We start from the raw sequence: 22,925 nt of genomic DNA, 5'->3' as shown, positions 1-22,925 counted from the left end.
ATGAATAATCAAAAAATAAATTATAAGAATATCGGAATGTATTTACTGAAAATTCAATCTTCGTTATAATAAAACAACATAAGGAGAGTGATGATCATACTGAAACAAATATATGTGCATAACGGAAGAAAATTTGAAGCTCTAACCATCAGAAACTACAATGAGACTGACATCAAGGGGCTGATTTCTCTTCAAAGAGAATGTTTCCCTCCCCCATTTCCCCAAGAATTACTGTGGTCTGAAAGCCAGCTCGACAGTCATATCAAAACCTTTCCGGAAGGCGCTTTATGCGCGCTCATCAATGGCAGAATTATCGGTTCCATGACGGCTCTTATTGTACAATTTGAGCCTGAATCTCCTGACCATACATGGGCACAAGCAACAGACAACGGATCAATTAAGAATCATGACCCTCATGGAAATACCTTATATGTAGTGGATATTTCTGTTTCTCCACGTTATCGAAAGCTTGGAATCGGAAAATGGCTGATGAATACGATGTATGAGCTTACTGTTGATAAAAGGCTGGAGCGCCTTCTCGGAGGCGGACGCATTCCTTTATATCATAAATACGCACACGAGATCAGCGCAGTTCAGTACGTTGAAGATGTGATGGAAGGCAGGAAAAACGACCCTGTGCTGTCCTTTCTCCTCCGTTGCGGGCGTTCACCTATTCGTGTAGTCAACAATTATTTAGAGGATACAGAATCATTGAATTACGGCGTTTTGATGGAATGGAAAAATCCTTTCTATAAAAAAGCGAGCTGTTCATCACAACAGCCCGGTTAAGTGAAATATTCGATTTTCGCATTAGGGAAATAAGCATCAATATAGGATTCAAGCGCTTCTCGAAGTGCGTGCTCTTCATCTTTCTGATATATATATTTTCCGATCCCGTAACGGCCCCATTTATAACGGCGCTTTTCCTCATCTAATTCAAGCTTCGTTTTCGGATAATTCTTCTCTATCACTCGTTTGGCCGGTTTTGTAAAACGGTGCTGAATTAATTCAAACGTAATATCATGTCTAACATCCTGCGGCAAAGCAGCATCAAGCTTTTCGAATAGATGTTTGTACCCTTCTTCCCAGCCTTCATGAATATAAATCGGTGCAACAATAAAGCCTAGCGGGTATCCTGCTTTTGCAACTTTAACAGCCGCTTCTATCCGCTTATCAAGAGGTGAGGTTCCCGGCTCAAAGTTTTTAATGACATAGTCGGCATTAATGCTGAACCTGAATCTCGTTTTCCCGTTATGCTTTGCATCTAATAGGTGATCGACATGATGAAATTTCGTTACAAATCTAAGCTTTCCGAGATCACTTTGACCAAAATGTTCAATGGCGCGCTTCAGCGTGTGTGTCAGATGATCAATTCCTACGATATCTGAGGTACATGAGGCTTCGAACCTTGTGAACTCTGGCGCGCGCTCTTTCATATACTTATCCGCCTGGTCTAATATCTCTTCGACATTTACATATGTTCTGATATACGGCTTTGATCCCATGGTTGTTTGCAGGTAGCAATAATGACAGTGCCCCATGCAGCCTGTTGCAAACGGGATGGCATATTCGGCTGAGGGTTTGGATGAATCAAACTTTAATGTTTTCCGAACACCGATAACTAAAGTTGATTTCGCATTGCGATATTGCTGAAGATGATTTTTCCCAGGAATATTACGCACCTGATTGTGGGATGTCGTTTCTCTGATTTCAATGCCCATTTTCTCAAACTTATCTTGTAATTCTTGAGCCAGCGGATATTCCAGCGCTCTTGGTTCTATATACACAAGCTGCGGAACAAATGGGTTCTGCATGATGCCACATCCTTTTCCTTTACTACTGTTACTTTTCTCACCAGACGGAAAGGATATGAGTTGTAATGATTTCCTTGTTACTCATACGGATCAATATCAAATAGTTCTTTGTAAAGTGATTTAGCTTCTTCATAGCTTGCAAACACAGCGTCGTCCTCTGCAAACGGATGGTAGGTTTCATAAATAAACAGAGAAAGCTCGCCTTCATGGTATGGGTGGTGCACAATTTCGGCTTCCTTGATGTGAGCAACATTGGCGGCGTGCGGATTTCTGTAGATCACATAAACAGTATCTCCTGCGTTAAATTGGTTTGACATACTATCCCTCCTAGCCATGTTATTGTGTCCTTCTATACCCTTACTTATGAAAAAAACCAGACAGGCCGGAGGCCGTCTGGTTTTTGTACATTATTTGAAAGTTTCTTTTACGAACGCGACAACTTCTTCTGTCGTGCTCATAGATAAGATTTTCTCTTTGAATGACTCAGCTTCTTGTTTAGACAATTTGCTGATTTGTGTTCTTGCCGGAAGGATAGACGTTGCGCTCATTGAGAACTCATCTAAGCCTAAGCCGAGAAGGATCGGAATCGCAATCTCGTCTCCTGCCATTTCTCCGCACATGCCAACCCATTTTCCTTCTTTATGTGCCGCTTCAATTACAAGTGTAATCAGGCGAAGGATTGCCGGGTTGTATGGCTGATACAGGTAAGATACACGTTCATTCATACGGTCAGCTGCCATTGTGTATTGGATCAAATCGTTTGTTCCGATACTGAAGAAATCAACCTCTTTAGCAAACTGATCAGCGATGACTGCAGTTGACGGAATTTCAACCATCATACCGACTTCAATATCATCAGATACAGCCTGTCCCGCATTTACGAGCTTTTCTTTCTCTTCAAGAAGGATCGCTTTTGCTTCTTTGAATTCGTTAACTGTCGCAATCATAGGGAACATGATTTTCAAGTTTCCGTATGTACTTGCACGAAGCAGCGCGCGAAGCTGTGTTCTGAAGATTTCTTGCTCTTCCAGGCAAAGACGAATCGCTCTGTATCCCAAGAACGGGTTCATTTCTTTAGGAAGCTGCAGGTAAGGAAGCTCTTTGTCTCCGCCGATATCAAGTGTCCGCACGACAACTGATTTTCCTTCCATACGCTCAAGAACCGTTTTGTAAGCATCAAACTGCTCATCTTCTGTAGGCAGCTGATCTCTTCCCATGTAAAGGAATTCTGTACGGTAAAGGCCAACTGCTTCTCCGCCGTTTTCAAGAACGCCTTTTACATCATCAGGAGTACCGATGTTTGCTGCGAGCTCTACATGATGTCCGTCTTTTGAGACAGTCGGTTCATTGACAAGCTTCGCCCACTCAGCCTTTTGAGCCAAATAAGCATTATGTTTTTCTTCATACTCTTTTACAGTTTCAGCAGATGGGTCAATAATGACATCGCCATTGATACCGTCAACGATAACAGTCACGCCGTTTTGGATCGTGCCTGTAGCCGCTTTCGTTCCAACAACTGCTGGAATCTCAAGAGAACGCGCCATGATAGCCGAGTGAGATGTGCGTCCGCCGATATCAGTTGTGAATCCTTTTACGAACTCACGGTTTAATTGAGCTGTGTCAGATGGTGTTAAGTCTTCAGCTACAATAATAACCTCTTCTGAGATCATGCTTGGGTTTGGAATTTCGACGCCAAGCAGGTGGCCTGTTACGCGTTTTGTTACATCGCGGATATCTGCCGCACGCTCTTTCATATATTCGTTGTCCATAGACTCAAACATGGTAACGAACATAGAAGACGTTTCTTTTAAAGCGAATTCAGCATTCACTGAATCAGTGCTGATTTTTTCTTTCACAGGGTTCAGAAGCTCAGGGTCACTGAGAACTAAAAGGTGAGCAGAAAAAATATCAGCTTTATCCTGACCCAGTTCCTTCAAAGCGTGCTCTTTGATTTTTTCGAGCTCTTCTTTTGAACGTGCAATCGCTTCATCAAAACGGCTTACTTCCGCTTCAGAATCAGAGATGCTTTTCTTTTCAACCGTTAAATCTGGCTCTTCAAGCCGGTACGCTTTTGCAATCGCGATGCCGGCTGAAGCGCCAATCCCTTTTAACTCTTGCATTACTCGCCGAGTCCTTCGCTTTTCATTGTTTCTTCTAAAGCGTTAAGAGCATCGTTTTCGTCAGCTCCACTAGCAGAGATTGTGATCTCAGCGCCTTTAGCGATACCTAGAGACATAACACCCATGATAGATTTAAGGTTAACTGTTTTGCCGTTATATTCTAAATTAACGTCAGCGTCGTATTTGCTAGCAGTTTGTACAAGAACTGTCGCAGGACGAGCGTGGATTCCAGAATCTGCAGTTACTTTAAATGTTTTTTGTGCCATTTTTATCATTCTCCTTTTAACTTAAAGCTATATTACTTCACAATATTATATCATACAACCGTACTTGTCATCTGACAAGCACGGCGTACTAACACCCTTATTTTTCAATCTTCACAATATCGTCTTGTTCTCTGTTGACTGAACCGCTTGCTTTAATGCTGACTGTTTCTCCGTCAGCAAGGTTTGTAAATACAATCGGTGTCATAAGAGATGGTACATTCGGTTTGACTGCGTCCAGATCAACTTCAAGAAGTTTTTGTCCAGGCTCAACGCGGTCTCCTTCTGATACGAAAGACGTAAATCCTTCGCCCTTCAGGCTGACAGTATCAATACCAAAGTGGATCAAAATTTCTCTTCCGCCGTCGGATTGCAGGCCGATCGCATGTTTTGTCGGGAACACATTTAGAATTTTTCCTCGAACTGGTGATACGACAATTCCTTCAGAAGGGAGAATCGCAAAACCGTCACCCATCATTTTTCCTGAGAAGACTTGGTCAGGAACATCTGTAATCGGGTGAATTTCCCCGGCAATCGGAGAAACGAAAACTTCCTCGCCGATTTCATTTTGCAGCGGTTCTGCAATCACTTCCTCAACCTGCTGGCCTACTTCCTCTTGAGCAGATGTTTTCGGTTCAGGTCTAGGCTTGCGTCCCGCAATAATGTCTTGCATTTGTGTTTTTAACCCGTCAGAACGCGGTCCGAAAATAGCCTGAATATTGTTGCCGACTTCCAGCACTCCAGAAGCGCCAAGCTGTTTCAGACGGTCTTTATCAACCTTTTTCTGATCGTTTACAGTCACACGGAGACGAGTGATACAAGCATCAAGGTGTTTGATGTTTTCCTGGTCACCCATTGCCTGCAGGATCTCATAAGGAAGATCTCCTGCTTCACCTGTTTTCCCAGTTGCTGCTGTTTCTTCCGCTGCATCCTCGCGTCCAGGTGTTTTCAGGTTAAATTTGCGGATGGCAAATCGGAATCCAAAGTAGTAAATGACCGCTAACCCTAAGCCGACAGGAATGACAAGCCACCATGCCGTTCGGTTCGGTAAAATACCGAATAGGAAGTAGTCAATTAAACCGCCGGAGAATGTCATACCAATCTTAACATTCAACAGCTGCATGACCATGAATGAAAGCCCCGCAAACACACAGTGAATCGCAAACAGGACTGGTGCAACGAATAAGAATGAAAATTCCAATGGCTCTGTAATCCCTGTTAAGAAGGATGTCAAGGCTGCTGAACCCATAATACCTGCAACGAGTTTTTTGTTTTGCGGCTTTGCTTCATGATAAATGGCAAGCGCCGCAGCAGGCAGACCGAACATCATAAACGGATATTTACCTGTCATGAACGTACCTGCTGTTAACTGTACGCCGTCTTTAATCTGCGCCATAAAGATACGCTGATCCCCGCGGATGATTTCTCCTGCTGCACTCTTATAGCTGAAGAATTCGTACCAGAACGGTGAATAGAAAATGTGGTGCAATCCGAATGGAATAAGCGAACGCTCAATCACCCCGAAGATAAATGCAGCAAGGGTTGGATTCGCTTCCACTAATCCTGTTGAAAAGGCATTCAATCCATGCTGGATCGGAGGCCAGATCACTAACATAATAAGACCCAGAATCAGTGCAGAAATTGACGTAACAATTGGAACGAAACGTTTACCCGCAAAGAAACCAAGGTATTGCGGAAGTTCAATTGTGTAAAATTTGTTAAACAATAGTGCAGCTAACACACCGACGATAATACCGCCGAACACACCTGTCGCCAAGGTAGGTATACCAAGCATGTTTACATATGCAGGATGGTTTTCCGTGAAGAACTTGGCTCTTTCAATTGAATCGGAAGGAATGGTTCCGTTTGCAAGAAGAACCGCACTCATGGATACGTTCATTACCAGATAACCGATAATCGCCGCGATCCCTGCAACTCCATCACCGTTGGCAAGCCCGATGGCTACACCTACTGCGAATAGAAGCGGAAGGTTATCGAAAACAATTTGCCCAGCGCTTTCCATAACACTCGCTACGAGCTGAACATTGTCATTGCTTAAGAAATGCAGGACTTGAATCATGTCCTTATTTTGCATCGCATTCCCAATCGCAAGCAAAATACCCGCAGCCGGAAGGATCGCAACTGGAAGCATAAGCGCACGCCCAATTTTTTGAAGAACGCCGAATAATGCTTTAAACATAAGAATTGACCTCCTCTTTTTACTAGTCTGACCTTACAGCTAAAAATCATGACAACGAATTCACAGGCGTAAGTCTTCCAGTTTAACCGTTTACATTTGCCCTTTTACACAACAAAAAGGGCATGAGCAAAATTGGGTGCGCAAAAGAACGAGAATAACTTCCCGTTTTTTTCCCCTCAATCACTCATGCCTGATCGGATCAGTAACACGTTATAAGGTTAAACTGAATTTATGAAATTTTATTGGTTAATCGGTACAGATGAAGCGTTAGGTAAACCGCTTCCGCCTCATGAACTGGTTTTTTCAATGTTTGCTGCAAGATTTTAATCAATTTCCAAGCTGTATTGTAGCATAGCGGATATTCATTTTTCAATAAGAACATTAATTTTTCTGGTTCTTTAGTCGGTTCTTCTTTTTTAATTCTTTCTATTGTAAATCTGATATGCCTGATCAGCCGCAAATAGTTGACACTTTCCTTATTTACTTTCATTTGAAATGAGTCTTCAATCACTTCGACAAGCTGCGCCATGAGCTGCGAGTGCTGATTGACCTCAGACAACGGGCGGTTTGTCAGCGCTGAATGGATATGCAGAGCGATAAAACCAATCTCCCCTTCAGGAAGGCAGATTCCCGCTTTTTCATTGATCATCTCTATGACTTCTTTAGCTATTTGGTACTCCTCAGGGTATAGTGACTGAGTCTCCATTAAAAATGGATTCTTCATATCAAATCCCTGCTGCTGCCTTTTGATCGCGAATGCGATATGGTCTGTCAGCGCAATATGAATATGTTCATTTAATGAGTGATTAGTCCTATTGCTGATGTGATAGATGACATCGTTCGAAATATCAACGAGCTTTTCATCAACATAGTCAAGGAGCTTTTTAAACTGCTTTTGTTCCTTCTCGTCTTTTAAAATGAACATTTTATCGTAGCCTTTATCTTCAATGACATCATCTTGTTTTTTTCCGAAACCAATACCTTTTCCGATTAAAACGACTTCGCTGTATTTATGATGAGAAGCAATTAATACATTATTATTCAGTACCTTTTTCACTGTGAAGGACCCATTCACGATCCTCAGCTCCTTTGTCATTCAATACCTCATATCGTACATAACGAACGGAATGCACGTCAAACCTTTTTTCGATGCTTTCACTAAACAGTCGATCTTTCGATGAGTTGGTAATCCAAAACCTTCCTTTCAATCGGCTGCCCTTGAATTCTTTTTTCCAGCATGGCAAATGCCTGCTTTCCCATTTCCTTTGTTTGAATATCGATCGTTGTGATTCCAAGGGCTTGGCTGATTTCGTGGTTATCAACACTTAAGATCGCAAGCTCATCCGGTACTGATACCTGCTGATTCTTTGCTTCAAGAAAAAGCCCTGCTGAAACTTGGTCATTGGCAACAAAAATAGCCGTCGGCTTTTCCTTCCACGTTTTCCATTTATGAAAAAGCGCCTTCCCATCGTTGATTGTAATCGCTTTCTCAACTACCCAGTCTTCACGAAATGCCTCCCCGATCTCTTCCAATGCTTCTTTATAGGCTTTGATTCGAAAATGGCTGTTCATGCCTTTTTTTCTTGCCAAACAGATCGCTATTTTTTTGTGCCCTTTGGCAATTAAATAGTCCAAGCCGTTCCGGAATGCTTCTTGGTGTGGAATGCTGATGGTTGGGAAACGGCCAATATCTGAATTCTGGCATAGCAATATCGGGCCCTCCCATTCCATGAGTTTCTCATCAGCAAGTGCCTTTGAACAAAAAATCAAACCGTCAACCTGTCGCTGTTTTAATTGAGACAGCGCAAAGATTTCTTTTTGGACCTCATAGTTTGTTTGAAATAAAGAGAGGTGAATCCCGGATTCCACGGCTGCGTCAGCTATTCCTGCAATCAGCTCTGCAAAATATGGCAGGCTAACCGTCGGCAAGACAACACCAATCATGTTTGAAAATCCTTTCGACAAATGGACAGCGTGAATATTTCTCGTGTACTCCAATGCCTCCATCGCTTCAAGCACTCTTTTTCTTTTGTCTTCACTAACGTACGGATGATTGTTTATCACCCGGGAAACCGTTGTAACGGAGACACCGGCTTTTTCTGCAATGTCTTTAATATTAGCCATAGATTCCCTTCTTTCTAAATCCCTTGATCTGGAATGCGTTTCATACAATATGATAGGAACGTACCAGACATATTTTATGTTTTTTGCTGAAAGGAGAAGATCACATGGGTTTTTTCATTTTAATTGGATTATGTCTCACTGTTCTCGGCGGCAGCTGTCTTGCTGTAAAACCTCTCAACCAAAAACATGAAATTAAACCATTTCGAACTTTTGATGATTTTTTTATTTAATGCAGATAAAAAAGGACGATGTCTCGAACAAAGTCCTTTTTTACTTCCTGTTACGGCAGTATGATTAATTCCTTCGGATATTGTGTCAGAGCAACTGCCCCGTCCTTAGTTACATGAACGTCATCCTCAATGCGCACGCCGCCGATTTCAGGCACATAAATTCCCGGTTCGATCGTGTAGACCATGCCTTCCTGCAGAAGCGTATCGTTAGCCTGGCTCATTGATGGGTACTCATGGACAGAAATTCCGAGTCCGTGTCCAAGCCGGTGAGGAAAATAGTCACCGTATCCCGCTTTTTCTATGATTCCGCGGGCTGTCAAATCCAGATCTCCGATTCTGACACCGGGTTTGCTTGCCTCAATCGCGGCTTTTTCCGCTTGAAGAACAGTCTCGTAAATCGCCTCCTGCTTCGGATTGATGGTTTTGTATGCAAATGTTCTTGTAATATCAGAGCAATAGCCGTCAAGAATAACACCAAGATCAAATAAAACAAAATCACCTTTCTTCAACGTGGCTGTACCAGGATTTCCGTGAGGCTGGCCTGATTTTTCTCCGAATAAAACCATTGTCGAAAAAGACATGCCCTGAATTCCTTTTTTCTTCAGCTCATACTCAATTTGAGCGAGCACTTCCACTTCACTAATGCCTTCACGCAAAGCGGCTGTACCGACTTCAACACCGTAATCCGCAAGCTTTGCCGCCTCTTTCAGCAAACGAACTTCATTGTCGTCTTTAATCAGGCGAAATTGGTTGAGTGTTTCTTCTGCTGAAACAAATTGAGCCCCGCCCGTCGAATGCTTCAGCTGTTCAGCGCGTGATAGCGAGATGGAATCCTTTTCTACCGCAAGCGTATGTATGCTGATATTTCGCTTTTTCAAGGCTTTCTCTATCAGCTCCCACGGATTTTCGTGATCCGCATAGCCAATGATTTCATAATTCCAGCCTGCGTTGCGGGCCTGTCCTGCTTCCATTCCTGGACAAATAAAGAAAGGCTCCTCTTCTTGAAAAATAAATAACCCCATTAATCTTTCATGCGGCTCTGTGTAAAAATCGGTTAAGTAAAAAACATTTTCTTTCGTATGAATAAATGCGGCAGTATGCCCCGCTTCCTTCAGCCATGAAGAGACGCGTTGTATTCTATTCACTTCTTGTTCCTCCCCGCCATTTGCAATGCATTGTTCTACCCTTCATTGTATCAGGTTTTGCAGATGTTTGCCTTTCACAAAGCCTTCATTTTCCGATGCATTTTATTTCCTGCTCCGCTTCCTGTATACTGACAGTAACGTTCAATCGCAGGGGGTTGTTCCGTTTGCTGATGAATTTTTTCAGGCGAAAAGCAGTTATGCTCTTAACGATTTTGGGAATTTCCGCTCCTTTTATCGGAATGAAGATGGTGGGCTTTTATTATTACAGCTCAATTATAGGCTGTGCAGCGGGTTTTCTTTGCTGCATCCTCGCTCTCATCCTGGTTACGAAAAGGTCTGCTAAAGACAAAAATGAAGGGAAAGCTTGATACATAAAAAACCAGCAGCCTGATAGGGCTGCTGGTTTTATTTTAGGAGTCTTAATCCGTTTAGTATGACCAAAATCGTACTTCCCTCATGACCAATCACGCCAAATGGCAATTCCATCACCTGCAAAAAGTTTGCACAAATCAGCAGACAGATCACAGTTAGAGAAAACACGATATTTTGTTTGATGATCCTGTTCATTTTCCGTGACAAGCGGCACATGTTTACGAGCTTTTTCAAGTCGTTTTTCATGAGGACCATATCAGCGGTCTCAAGTGCTACATCTGTTCCGCCGCCCATCGCAATGCCGACATCCGCCGCTTTGAGCGCCGGCGCATCATTGATTCCGTCACCAACCATTGCTATCGTTCCGAATTCTTCTTTTAATCGTTTGATTTCATTCACTTTTTGGTCAGGCAGGCATTCTGCCGCAACAGTTGTCATGCCGGCTTCCTTGGCAATCGCTTGAGCCGTGTCCACGTGATCTCCTGTCAGCATGGCCGTTTTAATCCCAAGTCGGTTCAGTTCCTCCATGACCTCTTTTGCTTCAGGCCTAATTTGGTCCTTCAGTGCAATACAGCCCGCTATTTGATCATCCTTTTTCACAAATACAATCGTATGGCCGCTTTGAATGATATCTGATGCTGTCTGTTTCATAAATTGTGCTGCCATTTCCTCGCCGATAAAACCTGCTTTACCGACCTTCCATTTCGCGCCCGACACTTCTGCCATAACGCCAAACCCTGATGTTTCTTCTATAGATATGTAGCCGGACTGATTCACGCCGCGGCTTTCAGCGTACGCCGTTATGGCTTGGGCAAGCGGATGGCTTGATTGCGTTTCGATGGCATAGACAGCCTCAAGAACTTCCGCTTCATTGAACCCTTCTGCTATTCTGATCGTCTCAACTGCCGGCTGGCCTTTTGTTACAGTACCGGTTTTATCAAAGGCGATCATTTGCACAGAGCCCAGCTGTTCAAGAAAGACGCTTCCTTTCACAAGCATACCGTTGCGGGCGCCATTTGAAATCAGGGACAACGCCGCCGGCATAATAGAGGCGACAAGCGCACAAGGTGACGCGACAACCATAAACACCATTGCGCGGTAGAAGGTTTCACTCCAGCTCCAGCCCAGCGCAAAGTGCGGGATGAATAACAGGAGCCCCACCGCAATTAACACACCTTTCACATAAGCATTTTCAAATCGTTCGATGAAAGCCTGTGCGGGTGATACACTGTTTTGCGCTGATTCAACCAGTTTGATAATTTTTCTGAATAACGAATCTTCATTTGCTTTCGTGACACGAACAGTCAAGGATCCATTGCGATTCACCGTCCCAGTGAATACAGCGTCGCCTGTGTTTTTTTCTACAGGCATTGATTCACCTGTTAATGCCGACTCGTCAAGGCTTGTCGAGCCCGATTCAATGATACCGTCTGCTGCTACTCGTTCTCCAGGTTTGATCACAATCATATCACCGGCCTGCAAGTCTGAAACTGGAACCCTTTTGGTTTCATCATCGACCAGCAATGTTGCTTCTTCAGGTTCAAGCTGCATTAAAGACGTTAAATCTCTGCTGCTTTTATTCATTGTGTATGTTTCTAAAGCTCCGCTTAAGGAAAAAATAAATATTAAAATAGCGCCCTCTGCCCAGTATCCAATCAAGGCGGAGCCAATGGCAGCAAAAATCATTAAAAGTTCTACATTCAGCGTTTTGGATTCGAGCGTTTCTTCGATTCCTTCCTTTGCTTTAGCGAATCCGCCGATCACAAAAGCCAGCAAGAAAAGTGTTATGGATAATACTTGATGGCCGGATAAGAGCCAGCCAGCCAAGATAAGGGCGCCTGATACAAGTGCTGCAATAAGCTCTGCGTGCTGCGCCCAGTTTTTTTCTCTCTTGTCTGTTTTCAATGGCTCGTGCGGATCGCGTTGAACGATAACTTGTTCATTCATATCGAATTCTCCTCTCTAATTGAGAACGTAAATCATCTTCATTTCTCTTATAAAAAACAAAATCGCCGCCCAAAAGGCAGCTTTATCGTCAGTTATTTCTTGATGTCTTCCTTTATTATAGCACGCAAGAAGAGAATTTCAATTATAATTATTTTAATTTCTTCTTGATAATAATTATCATTAATGTTCATTCACTTCTTCTCTATATGAAAAAAGCTGAGAGTCTATACTCTCAGCTATTCACCCGTCCATTCCTTCAGTTGTTCCGCCGTCATCGGGCCAATTCTTGTTTTTTCAATTTCTCCCTTTTCATTCAGCAAAAATGATGTTGGGATCGTGATGATATGATACTCCTTCATCAATTCCCCTTTTGAGTCAAGGACAATCGGAAACGTCAGCTTGTTTGTTTTAATAAAGTCTTCAACGGCTTGCTGATTTTGTTCCGAATTCACTAAATTCACCGTGACCAGCTTTACGCTGTCAGATGGATGGGCATCATAAAACGACTGAAACTGTGGAAGCTCCTTTTTGCAGGGCGGACACCATGATGTCCAAAAATGGAGAATTGTTTTTTGCCCTTTATTCGGAATCGAGATGTCCTCCCCTTCTATCGTTTTCATAAGAAAAACAGCGGGAACAGCAGGCTGTTTTCCCTCGGCTTGTGCCGAACCTGGAAACCATGCAATCAACCCTAATAACACAATGTATATAGTAAGCAAGCGCTTCGTCAACACGGAATCTTCCTTTCATGCTTTTCAATTAGCTTGCCCCTGCTGTTCCTTTATCATCCTTCAATTCGCGGCGCCCTGTTCCCTCCCGTAAGCAATACAGATACTTGCAGTGCTTTGCAGATCGTGGCATAGTGCAGGCTCGTCAAAAGAATCATGCCAGTGTTCATCCCGAGGATAATCCCGAGCATTTGCAGATTCTCCATTGACCCCAGTACATACATCATACTCAGCGCAACGATATGGCTCCACACATTGTGATAAAAAGCCTCTTTCACAAAGCCCATTCCGATTAAGCATGCCTGCAGCGGCATGACAAACAGATGAAAGAGAAAGTAAGGCCACAACAGCTGCAAGTAATACTGCGCTTCAGGAGAGTGAAAAAACAAATGTGTGAGAGGTCCCGCAAACTGGAACATGATCCAGACAGCCGGTATACCGTAACCTAATGTAATGAAAATCGACTGCTTCAGCCTTTTTAACACGATGTCATACTGTGAAAGTGCATAAGCTTCCGAAATACTTGGTATCATGACAACCATTAACGAATGGGCAATAAATGCAGGGAACGAACCTATCGTCACAGCCACTCCAGCCAGCATTCCGTATTGATCGATCGCCGCTGTCCCGGCAACGCCCGCAGCCAAAAGCGCTCCTTTCACTAAAAAGGGTTCAATTGCGTTGACAACGGCATGAAAAATGCGCAATCCTGTAGTAGGAATTGAAACGGCAAGCAGCCTTTTTCTAACATCCTTTCCGCGCAAATGAATGTGCTGCTGGCCGGATACCGCACGCCTTGCCATAATAAATTGTGAATATAAATAAACAAGCACGACCACATCACTCACGACTAAAACAAACAAGGAAATCAGCACAGCCATGTCCAATTCAAATGAGTACCATTGAAAGAAGATGAATAAGCACAAGAGCTGAATGATTTTTTTCAGCACATTGGCAATTGCGATTTTCCCCATTTTCTGCACACCCATAAAGTAGCCTCTGGCGATCGAAGTAAAGGCGACAACAGGAATTAAGCCGATGACAATCCCTTTAATAAACGGGTGGTATGTATCAAATACCGGAATAAACGGAAGCGCAATACTAGCGGCGGCAGTAGAAAAAGCGGTGAAAATGGCTGTCAGTCTAAAGGCGTGCCTTAGCATGCTTTCATGAAGCTTAGGATTTGACTCGGCAATGAATTTAGAAATGGATATCGGCAGTTCCAGGCTCGCGATGACAATAATTAAAAAGATCGTGGGCAAAATACTCATGTAAAGCCCCATCCCATGCTCGCCAAGCTCTCGTGCCAAAATCATATTTACGACAAATTCAAGGCATTCAGCGAAAAAGGCGGCAATGGATAGAAGAATGATCCCTTTCACAAATCGATTCATGATGTCTCTCCTTGTCTCTTGTACTACCAACATCATATGAGACAAGTTCAAAAATTATTTTATTTTTACTCTTTATATGAAAAAAAGCACAGTTGAGACCTATTGTCTCTTCTATGCTTAGACGGCAAAAACGTGTCTGCCGATTTTTTCGACGATTTTTCTTGAACGAATCCAATTATCTGACGCTGTTTTCGGATTATAAAAGAAGATGGCATCTGTTTCTCTATTTTTTGAGGACAGTGCTTCTTCGGCAGCTTCAATCGATTCTTTGTCAGGCTTTTGATTAATGCTGCCGTTTGCGACCGGTTCAAAGGCGTTTTTCTGATAGATAACTCCTCTAATCGTATCAGGAAAACCTTTTTTCTCCGTTCTGTTCAGTACAACGCTTGCTACAGCGACTTTGCCTTTATATGATTCTCCTTTGGCCTCTGCGTGAACGAGACGGGACAGCAACTCTTTTTCAGACTGTGTATACGTTTCTTTCTCATCATTTGTTTTGTCCGGTTTATCTTTCTCTTTCTTTTCAGTGTGTGCTGATAGCTTAATCGGTTTTATTTTCTTGTCCTTATCAGCAGACAGTGAAGGGAAAGATTCATTCGTATTTCGATCTATATGTGTAAGCCATTTCGCTTCTTCATGTTTTGTCTTCTTTGCGCTCAGTAGTGAAGCTTGTGTATGCTCAATTTTGGCTGCAGGCATGAAACAAAGAAGAAAAACAGCCAGAGCAGTGAATTTCGTTGTCATACAATTTCCTCCTTAAAGTGCTCAAAAAAACACTTCATTACCTTAACAAGAGATCCATTCATTTTCACGGAAAAAGATTTTCCAACTCTCCCAAGGAGGCATCAGGATGGAATAAAGAGGATGACTCACTGCTTACTGGCAGAAAAACAGCCTGAAATTCTATAAATATTGTCAAATTGATACATGTTTATCCATTTATAACACTTTACATTTTATTTACATCTGTTACAGACAGACGTAATAAAAGGCTTGTATTCTGTCATATATGATAAAAAGGCTTCTCACATATGAGAAACCTTCAGCTTCTTGGCTGTTCTAAGTATTGAAATATGACATCTCCGCCTTGCTGGGCAATTCCTCGGAAATGTTTAAAATCATCTTGTTTAGATAACACAGCCCTGAAATCAAGGAAATGCTCTTTTTGGACTCTCAGTTCGTTTATGGCGCCGGTGCGCAGCTGTTCAATCATTTCTGTGATCTCTTCGGGATGCAACGAAAATTCCCCCTTTTCTTTCTATTGACGAAAATCAATATATCATCTTTAATGCGACAGGACAATTCATAAGGGAGATAAAACTCCTTATCGCTTTACTTCTCAATAAAAATACTGCAAAATACTTTCAAAAGGCATTATTATGTTAAAAGGAGAGGAAGCTTGTGAAAATCGCTAAGGTTGGAAATGTCATTGAATTTAAAAACGGATTAACCGGTGTTGTTGAAAAAGTAAATGAGAATTCTGTTATCGTTGATGTGACGATCATGGATAACTATCGGGATCTTGAGTTAGATTCATTGACAGTTGTTAATCATAAAAATTATAAGATCATCAGAGACTCCTATTAAAACCTCCTTATTTCCACATTATTCAAAAAAACTGCAAGACGAACAATTAAACACCTTACATATGAAATTCGCTTTCTCAAAAGCTGCCGGCCGGCAGCTTTTTTACATAAAAAACACCGATTTATGAATCGGCGTTTTGGTCTATTTCCGTTATTTCTATATAGAACTTGCTGACAGCCCCTGGTTCGTACAGGTTGGTCAATGACGTTGAATAATTTGTCATTTCACCCCGGAAAGCAAGATCTCGTTCTGGAACCTCGACATTAAACGTTTTTTCATACAACAGGACGGCGATATCATGGTAAGTCTCACTCGTAACGTTTAGGGTACATGCAATTTTGCGCTTCGGCTCGTTTTCTTCTTGATATGCTGCTATTTCTAATGTTACATTGTTTAATCGCAGTGTCTTCACTTCTTATCAGCTCCTTTACGGTTCATGCATCTTAGCATACCTTAACGAACTTTCACAATAAATCTGTTCTGATCGTTATGTTCACCATTTCTTTAGAAAAGACACCTTTACAAACATACGTTCGTTAAATTATAATAAAACAGACGAGCTGCCATCCAGCATCCCGTCTTTTCATTAGAAAGCGGCGAGTGGAATTCCCCCGGATTCGCTCGTCTTTTTTATATAATCAGGATGTGTAGAACGAGTAACTAAGATGCTTTAAAAAACAAAAAATAGACGTAGTGTTACCCACGTCTATGTAAGGACATCTTGTACCTTTAACGATTATCAATCGTCTCCGGATACAAATCATGGTTCATCATACGGTATTCGGCCATTTTTTCATACTTCGTGCCAGGCTTTCCGTAGTTTGTGTACGGATCAATGGAAATTCCGCCTCTTGGCGTGAATTTGCCCCATACTTCGATGTAGCGCGGGTCCATTAATTCAATCAAGTCATTCATGATGATGTTCATGCAGTCTTCGTGGAAATCACCATGATTTCTGAAACTGAACAAGTACAGCTTTAATGATTTGCTTTCAACCATTTTTTCATCAGGAATGTAGCTGATGTAGATTGTTGCAAAGTCAGGCTGTCCTGTTTTTGGACATAAAGATGTGAATTCAGGACAATTGAATTTTACAAAGTAATCACGGTTTACGTGTTTATTCGGGAAGGATTCCAGCACGTCCGGCGCATATTCGAACAAATAATTTGTGCCTTGGTTGCCTAGCAGTGTTACACCTTCTAATTCTGATTCTTTTCTTGTCGTCATGTTCATCTTCCTTTCTATTATACTCCGCGTTTGTTGCCCCATAACAGGGTGTGCAGCTGCGGGAGCACTCTGACGAGATTCAGCTCCGCATCGACAGCTACCTTATCAACAAGCGCTTCATATTTTCCAAGTAAATGTGCAATCAGTGACTGGTCATCTGTCGTATGCACGTCATCATTGCCGACTTGTAAATAAAACGGAATCCCGGGGTACCGCTTGTGCACCGTTTTGGCAAATTCCAGATCTTCATCATTAAAGATGACAACCTTCAAGCTGACAGCATGCTGTCTATCATTCTCTTGAAGTGAAGTTAAAATGTGGTCAAGCTTTTGAAAGTTCGTCACCATTTTTGAGCTTGGCGGTTTTGGAGAAATTGTCAAATCATCAATCAGCGTAAACCAATCCTGATAAACGGTCCCTTGAGTTTCAAGCGCTGCACGGATGTTATTTTCCTTCAGCAGTTCAATAAAAGCTTCCAGCTGTTTTAACAGAGCCGGGTTGCCGCCTGAGATCGTCACGTGGGAAAACGCATCTCCCCCAATGTCCTTAAGCTCTGCAAAAATCTCCCCTGCCGTCATCCAGCGAATATCTTTTTTAGCAGACCCGTCCCAAGTGAAGGCGGAGTCACACCAGCTGCAGGAATAATCACAGCCGGCTGTCCGGACGAACATCGTTTTCTGTCCGATCACCATGCCTTCTCCTTGAATCGTCGGTCCGAAAATTTCTAATACAGGAATTCCTTTAGCCATTCAAACCACCCTTTTTCGGACGGTAGACACAGTAGCTTGTCGGTGTTTCACGGACAAACACCTGTACACAGGCCGGCTTATTCTCCAAAGTGTCTAAATAAGCCTGTACGTTGTCATAAATCGTTTTCGCCACGACTTCAGTTGTCGGCAGCGAATACCGGTCGTCCTGAGAAAAATCTTCATGATCATTTAATAGCGTATGATCATAGTTTCCATGCACCAGTTTTTTGAGCACGCTGAAATTGACAAGGAAACCGGAGTCGTCAAGTTCGTCGCCGGCAACGGTTATATTTACGGTATACGTATGCCCGTGAATCCTGCTGCACGCTCCCGCACTTTCCCGAGGGATAAAATGAGCGGCTGAGATGTGCATGTCCTTATTCAGTTCAAATGAATAAGGATGCTGGGCCTGCGGATAAATTTGAGATAACAATTTATGCACGCTCTCCTTTCATCACCATATATTCTTCATATCCTTTTGAACGAAGATGGCATGCCGGACATTCGCCGCAGCCGTCTGCGATGATGCCGTTATAGCACGTCAGCGTGTTGTTTTTCACAAAATCCAGCGCGCCAAGCTCATCTGCAAGCTTCCATGTTTCCGCCTTATTGAGCCACATGAGAGGCGTGTGGATCACAAACGGCTTCTCCATCGCCAGATTTACCGTTACATTGCAAGATTTCACGAATTCGTCACGACAGTCAGGATAACCGCTGAAGTCTGTCTCGCAAACTCCTGTAATAATGTGGCGCGCGCCAATTTGGTAAGCCAGGATAGACGCAAAGGATAAGAATACCAAATTGCGGCCTGGAACGAATGTGGATGGCAGTTCGCCGTCTTTTGCTTCTATCTCAATATCATTTCTAGTCAGGGCATTCGGTGCAAGCTGATTTAAAAGTGACATATCAAGCAAATGATTTTTCACACCAAGCTTTTCCGCAATGGATTTTGCCACTTCAATTTCCTGCGAATGCCGCTGATTATAATGAAAAGTCACCGTTTCGACTTCTTCGAATTCTTTTAAAGCCCACAGTAAGCATGTGGTGCTGTCTTGACCGCCGCTAAATACGACAATTGCTTTTTCTTTTTTCATGATTCCTCTCCTTCTCCGCAATAAACACATCGGCGAGAGACATCGCTACAGCTGATTTACGCAAAAAAACACCTTTTCGGAAGGTGCTCTAGAAAAACATAAAAAAGGCCGTATCCAAGGATACAGCTCGTCCTTAGTTTTTTATAGAGGGTGTAGCTAGAACCTCTCCCGCATACCGCACGGATTTTCTTCATTTTTTTCACTTCTGCTATCTTACCATAATGTTGTTTTTCTTGACAATAAAAAAGTCAGTCCCCGCTTCAAGATCTATTGTGACGGTTCGCTTCATTATATATAGTTATAAACTGCGCCGCCGAGGAGCCTTTTTACAAATTAAGGCGCCTATGAAGGCCAGACTTACATAGCCAAACATGGGATAAATCGTTGAAATGAGCTTTCCGTACCCTATTTGGCTCGTGATATAAGCCGTGATCATAATGGCTGCAAAGATATATTTGCTTTTTATTGGAAGAAAACTCTGCACTTGTTTTTCTAATCCATATAAATTACCGATAACTGATGTGAACACTTCTCCGAAAATAATGAGTAAATAAATCAAATGGACAGATCTTGCAAAAAGATAAACCACTTGCGCCATCGGTATATCATACAAAAATACATCCGGAAGAGTCGACAAAGACAGAAAACTCGCGGACAGCACAATCGTCAGCATCGTGCCTCCGATTAAAGCGCCTTTTTTGATCACTTTCTCCGAGGACATTTCATTCGCCAGCGGAACCAAAACCGCTTGGGCCAGCGATAAATTCAAAGCCCCGTAAGAAAAGGCTGATAACAGCCAATCCCAGCGATGCGGCCAGACCCACTGAGCTGCGTTTCGTGATTCACTGAATATAAAAGAGTCGGCCACTACAATCATTGAAAAGATGATTAAAAGGGGAACAACAAATACATTGACACCGAAAATGCCTTTTACTCCTCTGGTCATCACAATTAAGCTCAGACCGATTGTAATAAGCATCCCAATCTGAGCGGACATCCCCAATTGTTCCTCAAAAAGCGCCCCTGCTCCTGAGAGCATAACAGATGTAACTCCGAGGAGAACAAACAGCATAAATACATTGATAATCCGCCCAGCCGTCGTCCCGAACAAAAAGATGTTCATTTCTTGATATGACTTGGCATTGATTCGCTTTGAAATGATCATCAGCTTGGCGCCCAGTAACGTAAACATTCCGCCGCTGACGAGAATGCCGAATAAACCGAACCAGCCGAACTTCAGAAAAAACTCAACAATTTCTCTGCCAGTCGCAAATCCAGCTCCGACTACTGTGCCGACATACACAAAAGCAAGCTGACCTGCAGACCCTTTTGATTGTTCCATTTCTCCCCTCCGAACGAACCGCAGTTTTGTCCATAGATGCCTTTTTATAACCTATGAGACAAGTTCCTTGAAAAGACGAAGAAAACATGTTTTACTTTGTAACAAATTAAAAAATATTGTGCAAAAGACTTGAAAGTCAAAGATGGTCAGAGTATACTATTAATCAAAGTTGGTCAAACAAACCGGCCTTTTTTAAAAAACATTTGGTCAAAGATAGTCAAAAAGTAAGGTTGCTTTGAGCATATTGTTTTGAATGCCGTTACGTTTGCCATATACTAATAGTCAAAGAAGGTCAAATTCAATAGACCTTTTTATTCACTTTTATTGGTCAAAGAAGATCAAATTATTAAGGAGGTTTTGGCAAATGCGTTGTCAACATTGTCATCAAAACGAGGCGACGATTCGCCTTAACATGCAAATAAATTCCATTCATAAACAGATGGTTCTATGTGAAACTTGTTATAACGAACTGACCCGTAAACCTTCAATGAGTATGGGTCCTCAATCTTTCGGATTTCCTTTTGAACAGGCATTCCAGCCGAAAGAACAGAGCGCAGCAAAACAAAGCGGAAAAAAAGGGCTGCTTGATGAGCTGGCTCAAAATATTACAAACGGTGCTAAAGCCGGTCTCATTGATCCCGTCATCGGCCGTGATGACGAGGTGGCGCGAGTGATCGAAATTCTAAACCGCCGCAACAAAAACAATCCGGTTCTTATTGGGGAGCCGGGTGTAGGGAAAACTGCCATCGCTGAAGGACTCGCTTTAAAAATTGCTGAAGGCGATGTTCCAAACAAACTGAAAAACAAAGAGCTATACTTGCTTGATGTTGCATCCCTTGTTGCAAATACAGGGATCAGAGGCCAATTTGAGGAGAGAATGAAACAGCTGATTACTGAGCTGAAGGAACGAAAAAATGTCATTCTCTTCATTGATGAAATTCATCTTCTCGTCGGCGCAGGCTCTGCAGAAGGATCAATGGACGCCGGCAATATTCTCAAACCGGCCCTAGCCAGAGGCGAACTGCAAGTCATTGGGGCGACAACACTGAAAGAATACCGTCAAATCGAAAAAGATGCTGCGCTGGAAAGACGTTTTCAGCCTGTCATGGTGCAGGAGCCTTCAATTGAACAAGCTATCCTCATTCTGCAAGGGATTAAACACAAATACGAGGCGTACCATGGCGTGACCTTCAGTGATGAAGCAATCAAAGCATGTGTCACGTTATCATCCCGCTACATTCAGGACAGACACCTGCCGGATAAAGCAATTGATTTATTAGATGAAGCAGGTTCAAAAGCCAACCTGTTAATCGATGAACTGAATGATGAGGATGCGGCTGAACGCTTAACTGCAATTGAAGCCGAAAAAACCAAAGCCCTTGAAGAAGAAAATTACGAACTGGCGGCAAAACTCCGTGATGAAGAAATCGCATTGGAGAAAAAACTGAACAGCTCCTCCGCTCAAACCGCTGTCACTGTGGAAGCTGAGCACATTCAGGAAATTGTTGAACAAAAAACAGGCATTCCTGTCGGCAAACTGCAGGCAGACGAACAAACGAAAATGAAAGAGCTTGAAGCAAAACTTCATGAACGCGTGATCGGACAAGAATCCGCTGTTCAAAAAGTGGCAAAAGCGGTAAGACGAAGCCGCGCCGGATTAAAATCCAAAAACAGACCAGTCGGCTCCTTCCTCTTTGTCGGTCCTACCGGCGTAGGGAAAACAGAGCTCTCTAAAACACTGGCAGATGAATTGTTCGGCACAAAAGACGCTATTATCCGTCTCGATATGAGCGAATACATGGAAAAACACGCCGTATCTAAGATTATTGGTTCACCTCCTGGATATGTCGGCCATGAGGAAGCTGGACAATTAACTGAAAAAGTGCGCCGCAATCCTTACAGCATTGTGTTGCTGGATGAGATTGAAAAAGCACACCCAGACGTTCAGCATATGTTCCTGCAAATTATGGAAGATGGCCGTCTGACAGACAGCCAAGGCAGAACCGTAAGCTTTAAAGACACTGTGATCATTATGACAAGCAATGCGGGTGCTGGCGAGAAACAAACGAAAGTCGGTTTCCAATCAGATGACAGTGTCATCGAAGAACAAACACTGATTGATTCACTGAGCATGTACTTTAAACCTGAGTTCCTCAACCGTTTTGACAGCATTATTGAGTTCCGCTCATTGGAAAAAGAACATCTGGTCAAAATCGTCAGCCTTCTTCTTGGAGAACTTGAAGAAACATTGGCTGAACGGGGCATCAGCTTGCATGTGACATCTGAAGCGAAAGAAAAAATCGCTGAGCTTGGCTACCACCCTTCATTCGGTGCACGTCCGCTTAGAAGAACCATCCAAGAATGGGTTGAGGATGAAATGACTGATCTGCTGCTTGATAACAGCGAGATCACAAGTTTTCACGTCTTTTTAGAAGATGATAAAATCAAAGTGCAAGCGAATTAACAATTAGCGGTTTCCTTTTAGGAAGCCGCTTTTTTATGCATTCATACTCTTGACTGAGAAAATACAGTCCCTTCCCCTGAAACGCTGATTCCTTTCATCTTTTAGACTTTTTTAAGGAGGGATGG

The 22,925-nt window shown here is 42.7% G+C and carries 23 protein-coding genes and 1 riboswitch; of the genes, 4 read left to right on the top strand and 19 right to left on the bottom strand.

What is annotated here, in order from left to right; genetic code table 11:
• The first annotated feature begins 90 nt into the window (after positions 1-90).
• A complete protein-coding gene (locus C1T29_RS08470) occupies positions 91-789 on the top strand; it encodes a GNAT family N-acetyltransferase (protein WP_103748832.1) in 699 nt (232 codons plus the stop codon).
• On the opposite strand, the gene splB is transcribed toward C1T29_RS08470, so the two are convergent.
• The 8 genes from splB to papB all read right to left on the bottom strand — a co-directional run bounded on the left by splB (position 786) and on the right by papB (position 9,896).
• Positions 786-1,814: a spore photoproduct lyase gene (splB, locus tag C1T29_RS08465; RefSeq protein ID WP_014663774.1), complete on the bottom strand. Its 1,029-nt coding sequence runs from the start codon at positions 1,812-1,814 to the stop codon at positions 786-788. The two genes, C1T29_RS08470 and splB, sit on opposite strands and share 4 nt — an antisense overlap.
• A 77-nt stretch (positions 1,815-1,891) precedes the next feature.
• A complete protein-coding gene (splA, locus tag C1T29_RS08460; RefSeq protein ID WP_003218644.1) occupies positions 1,892-2,131 on the bottom strand; it encodes a splAB operon transcriptional regulator SplA in 240 nt (79 codons plus the stop codon).
• 90 nt (positions 2,132-2,221) lie between these two features.
• On the bottom strand, positions 2,222-3,934 hold the full coding sequence (gene ptsP / locus C1T29_RS08455) for a phosphoenolpyruvate--protein phosphotransferase (protein ID WP_103748833.1): 1,713 nt from the start codon (positions 3,932-3,934) through the stop codon (positions 2,222-2,224).
• Positions 3,934-4,200, bottom strand: coding sequence for a phosphocarrier protein HPr (locus tag C1T29_RS08450; protein WP_003154654.1), 267 nt, complete (start codon positions 4,198-4,200; stop codon positions 3,934-3,936). Before C1T29_RS08450 ends, ptsP begins: the two co-directional genes overlap by 1 nt.
• A gap of 97 nt (positions 4,201-4,297) precedes the next feature.
• Positions 4,298-6,397: a PTS glucose transporter subunit IIABC gene (gene ptsG, locus C1T29_RS08445; protein WP_069149508.1), complete on the bottom strand. Its 2,100-nt coding sequence runs from the start codon at positions 6,395-6,397 to the stop codon at positions 4,298-4,300.
• A 229-nt stretch (positions 6,398-6,626) separates the two neighbouring features.
• The gene (gene glcT, locus C1T29_RS08440) at positions 6,627-7,493 is read right to left on the bottom strand and encodes a glucose PTS transporter transcription antiterminator GlcT (RefSeq protein ID WP_014663771.1); all 867 of its coding nucleotides are present in this window, start codon (positions 7,491-7,493) and stop codon (positions 6,627-6,629) included.
• Between the two features lie 62 nt (positions 7,494-7,555).
• Positions 7,556-8,521, bottom strand: a complete 966-nt coding sequence (locus tag C1T29_RS08435) for a LacI family DNA-binding transcriptional regulator (RefSeq protein WP_103748834.1) — start codon at positions 8,519-8,521, stop codon at positions 7,556-7,558.
• Positions 8,522-8,801: 280 nt separating this feature from the next.
• A complete protein-coding gene (papB, locus tag C1T29_RS08430; protein WP_040083293.1) occupies positions 8,802-9,896 on the bottom strand; it encodes a di/tri-peptidase in 1,095 nt (364 codons plus the stop codon).
• Between the two features lie 164 nt (positions 9,897-10,060).
• Here papB and C1T29_RS08425 point away from each other — a divergent pair, with 164 nt between their 5' ends.
• Entirely contained in the window at positions 10,061-10,264 is a 204-nt protein-coding gene (locus tag C1T29_RS08425) for a hypothetical protein (protein ID WP_014663767.1), read from the top strand.
• A 37-nt stretch (positions 10,265-10,301) separates the two neighbouring features.
• Here C1T29_RS08425 and pfeT read toward each other — a convergent pair whose 3' ends face one another.
• The 5 genes from pfeT to C1T29_RS08400 all read right to left on the bottom strand — a co-directional run bounded on the left by pfeT (position 10,302) and on the right by C1T29_RS08400 (position 15,574).
• Complete coding sequence (gene pfeT, locus C1T29_RS08420; RefSeq protein ID WP_103748835.1) at positions 10,302-12,215, bottom strand: metal-transporting ATPase PfeT; 1,914 nt, start codon at positions 12,213-12,215, stop codon at positions 10,302-10,304.
• Positions 12,216-12,451: 236 nt separating this feature from the next.
• Entirely contained in the window at positions 12,452-12,949 is a 498-nt protein-coding gene (stoA, locus tag C1T29_RS08415) for a sporulation thiol-disulfide oxidoreductase StoA (protein ID WP_071580622.1), read from the bottom strand.
• A gap of 50 nt (positions 12,950-12,999) precedes the next feature.
• Entirely contained in the window at positions 13,000-14,337 is a 1,338-nt protein-coding gene (ykvU, locus tag C1T29_RS08410) for a sporulation protein YkvU (RefSeq protein WP_103748836.1), read from the bottom strand.
• Between the two features lie 117 nt (positions 14,338-14,454).
• On the bottom strand, positions 14,455-15,081 hold the full coding sequence (locus C1T29_RS08405; RefSeq protein WP_003232442.1) for a cell wall hydrolase: 627 nt from the start codon (positions 15,079-15,081) through the stop codon (positions 14,455-14,457).
• A gap of 298 nt (positions 15,082-15,379) precedes the next feature.
• Positions 15,380-15,574 carry a hypothetical protein gene (locus tag C1T29_RS08400; RefSeq protein ID WP_014663763.1) on the bottom strand — a complete coding sequence of 65 codons (195 nt, stop codon included), beginning with the start codon at positions 15,572-15,574 and terminating at the stop codon, positions 15,380-15,382.
• Positions 15,575-15,738: 164 nt separating this feature from the next.
• Here C1T29_RS08400 and C1T29_RS08395 point away from each other — a divergent pair, with 164 nt between their 5' ends.
• Positions 15,739-15,924 (top strand): YkvS family protein, encoded by a 186-nt coding sequence (locus tag C1T29_RS08395; RefSeq protein ID WP_003232446.1) that lies wholly within the window; start codon positions 15,739-15,741, stop codon positions 15,922-15,924.
• 121 nt (positions 15,925-16,045) lie between these two features.
• Here the strand turns inward: C1T29_RS08395 and C1T29_RS08390 are convergent, their stop codons facing one another.
• From C1T29_RS08390 to C1T29_RS08365, 6 genes are all read right to left on the bottom strand, one after another.
• Positions 16,046-16,336: a YkvR family protein gene (locus C1T29_RS08390; protein WP_040083295.1), complete on the bottom strand. Its 291-nt coding sequence runs from the start codon at positions 16,334-16,336 to the stop codon at positions 16,046-16,048.
• Positions 16,337-16,653: 317 nt separating this feature from the next.
• Complete coding sequence (gene queF, locus C1T29_RS08385; protein ID WP_003218613.1) at positions 16,654-17,151, bottom strand: preQ(1) synthase; 498 nt, start codon at positions 17,149-17,151, stop codon at positions 16,654-16,656.
• 17 nt (positions 17,152-17,168) lie between these two features.
• Positions 17,169-17,900: a 7-carboxy-7-deazaguanine synthase QueE gene (gene queE, locus C1T29_RS08380; protein ID WP_103031976.1), complete on the bottom strand. Its 732-nt coding sequence runs from the start codon at positions 17,898-17,900 to the stop codon at positions 17,169-17,171.
• Positions 17,893-18,342 (bottom strand): 6-carboxytetrahydropterin synthase QueD, encoded by a 450-nt coding sequence (queD, locus tag C1T29_RS08375; RefSeq protein ID WP_080478214.1) that lies wholly within the window; start codon positions 18,340-18,342, stop codon positions 17,893-17,895. Before queD ends, queE begins: the two co-directional genes overlap by 8 nt.
• A complete protein-coding gene (gene queC, locus C1T29_RS08370; protein ID WP_071576690.1) occupies positions 18,335-18,994 on the bottom strand; it encodes a 7-cyano-7-deazaguanine synthase QueC in 660 nt (219 codons plus the stop codon). The genes queD and queC overlap by 8 nt, the downstream gene beginning before the upstream one ends.
• Positions 18,995-19,121: 127 nt before the next feature.
• Positions 19,122-19,166: riboswitch (PreQ1 riboswitch) on the bottom strand.
• A 126-nt stretch (positions 19,167-19,292) separates the two neighbouring features.
• Complete coding sequence (locus C1T29_RS08365) at positions 19,293-20,336, bottom strand: YkvI family membrane protein (RefSeq protein ID WP_095431428.1); 1,044 nt, start codon at positions 20,334-20,336, stop codon at positions 19,293-19,295.
• A gap of 364 nt (positions 20,337-20,700) precedes the next feature.
• Between C1T29_RS08365 and clpE the strand changes: the two genes are divergently transcribed.
• Positions 20,701-22,800: an ATP-dependent protease ATP-binding subunit ClpE gene (gene clpE / locus C1T29_RS08360; protein WP_103748837.1), complete on the top strand. Its 2,100-nt coding sequence runs from the start codon at positions 20,701-20,703 to the stop codon at positions 22,798-22,800.
• Positions 22,801-22,925: the final 125 nt, after the last annotated feature.

The organism is Bacillus sp. MBGLi79, assembly GCF_002953915.1.
This window is presented reverse-complemented; position numbering and strand designations above follow the sequence as displayed.

Coding starts and splice junctions, on each gene's coding strand:
- ykvU (WP_103748836.1), bottom strand. CDS start 14,337: ATGAATCGATTTGTGAAAGGGATCATTCTTCTATCCATTGCCGCCTTT.
- queE (WP_103031976.1), bottom strand. CDS start 17,900: ATGGCTAAAGGAATTCCTGTATTAGAAATTTTCGGACCGACGATTCAA.
- ptsP (WP_103748833.1), bottom strand. CDS start 3,934: ATGCAAGAGTTAAAAGGGATTGGCGCTTCAGCCGGCATCGCGATTGCA.
- C1T29_RS08450 (WP_003154654.1), bottom strand. CDS start 4,200: ATGGCACAAAAAACATTTAAAGTAACTGCAGATTCTGGAATCCACGCT.
- clpE (WP_103748837.1), top strand. CDS start 20,701: ATGCGTTGTCAACATTGTCATCAAAACGAGGCGACGATTCGCCTTAAC.
- splA (WP_003218644.1), bottom strand. CDS start 2,131: ATGTCAAACCAATTTAACGCAGGAGATACTGTTTATGTGATCTACAGA.
- C1T29_RS08365 (WP_095431428.1), bottom strand. CDS start 20,336: ATGGAACAATCAAAAGGGTCTGCAGGTCAGCTTGCTTTTGTGTATGTC.
- queC (WP_071576690.1), bottom strand. CDS start 18,994: ATGAAAAAAGAAAAAGCAATTGTCGTATTTAGCGGCGGTCAAGACAGC.
- C1T29_RS08435 (WP_103748834.1), bottom strand. CDS start 8,521: ATGGCTAATATTAAAGACATTGCAGAAAAAGCCGGTGTCTCCGTTACA.
- C1T29_RS08405 (WP_003232442.1), bottom strand. CDS start 15,081: ATGACAACGAAATTCACTGCTCTGGCTGTTTTTCTTCTTTGTTTCATG.
- pfeT (WP_103748835.1), bottom strand. CDS start 12,215: ATGAATGAACAAGTTATCGTTCAACGCGATCCGCACGAGCCATTGAAA.
- C1T29_RS08470 (WP_103748832.1), top strand. CDS start 91: ATGATCATACTGAAACAAATATATGTGCATAACGGAAGAAAATTTGAA.
- queF (WP_003218613.1), bottom strand. CDS start 17,151: ATGACGACAAGAAAAGAATCAGAATTAGAAGGTGTAACACTGCTAGGC.
- splB (WP_014663774.1), bottom strand. CDS start 1,814: ATGCAGAACCCATTTGTTCCGCAGCTTGTGTATATAGAACCAAGAGCG.
- glcT (WP_014663771.1), bottom strand. CDS start 7,493: ATGACAAAGGAGCTGAGGATCGTGAATGGGTCCTTCACAGTGAAAAAG.
- ptsG (WP_069149508.1), bottom strand. CDS start 6,397: ATGTTTAAAGCATTATTCGGCGTTCTTCAAAAAATTGGGCGTGCGCTT.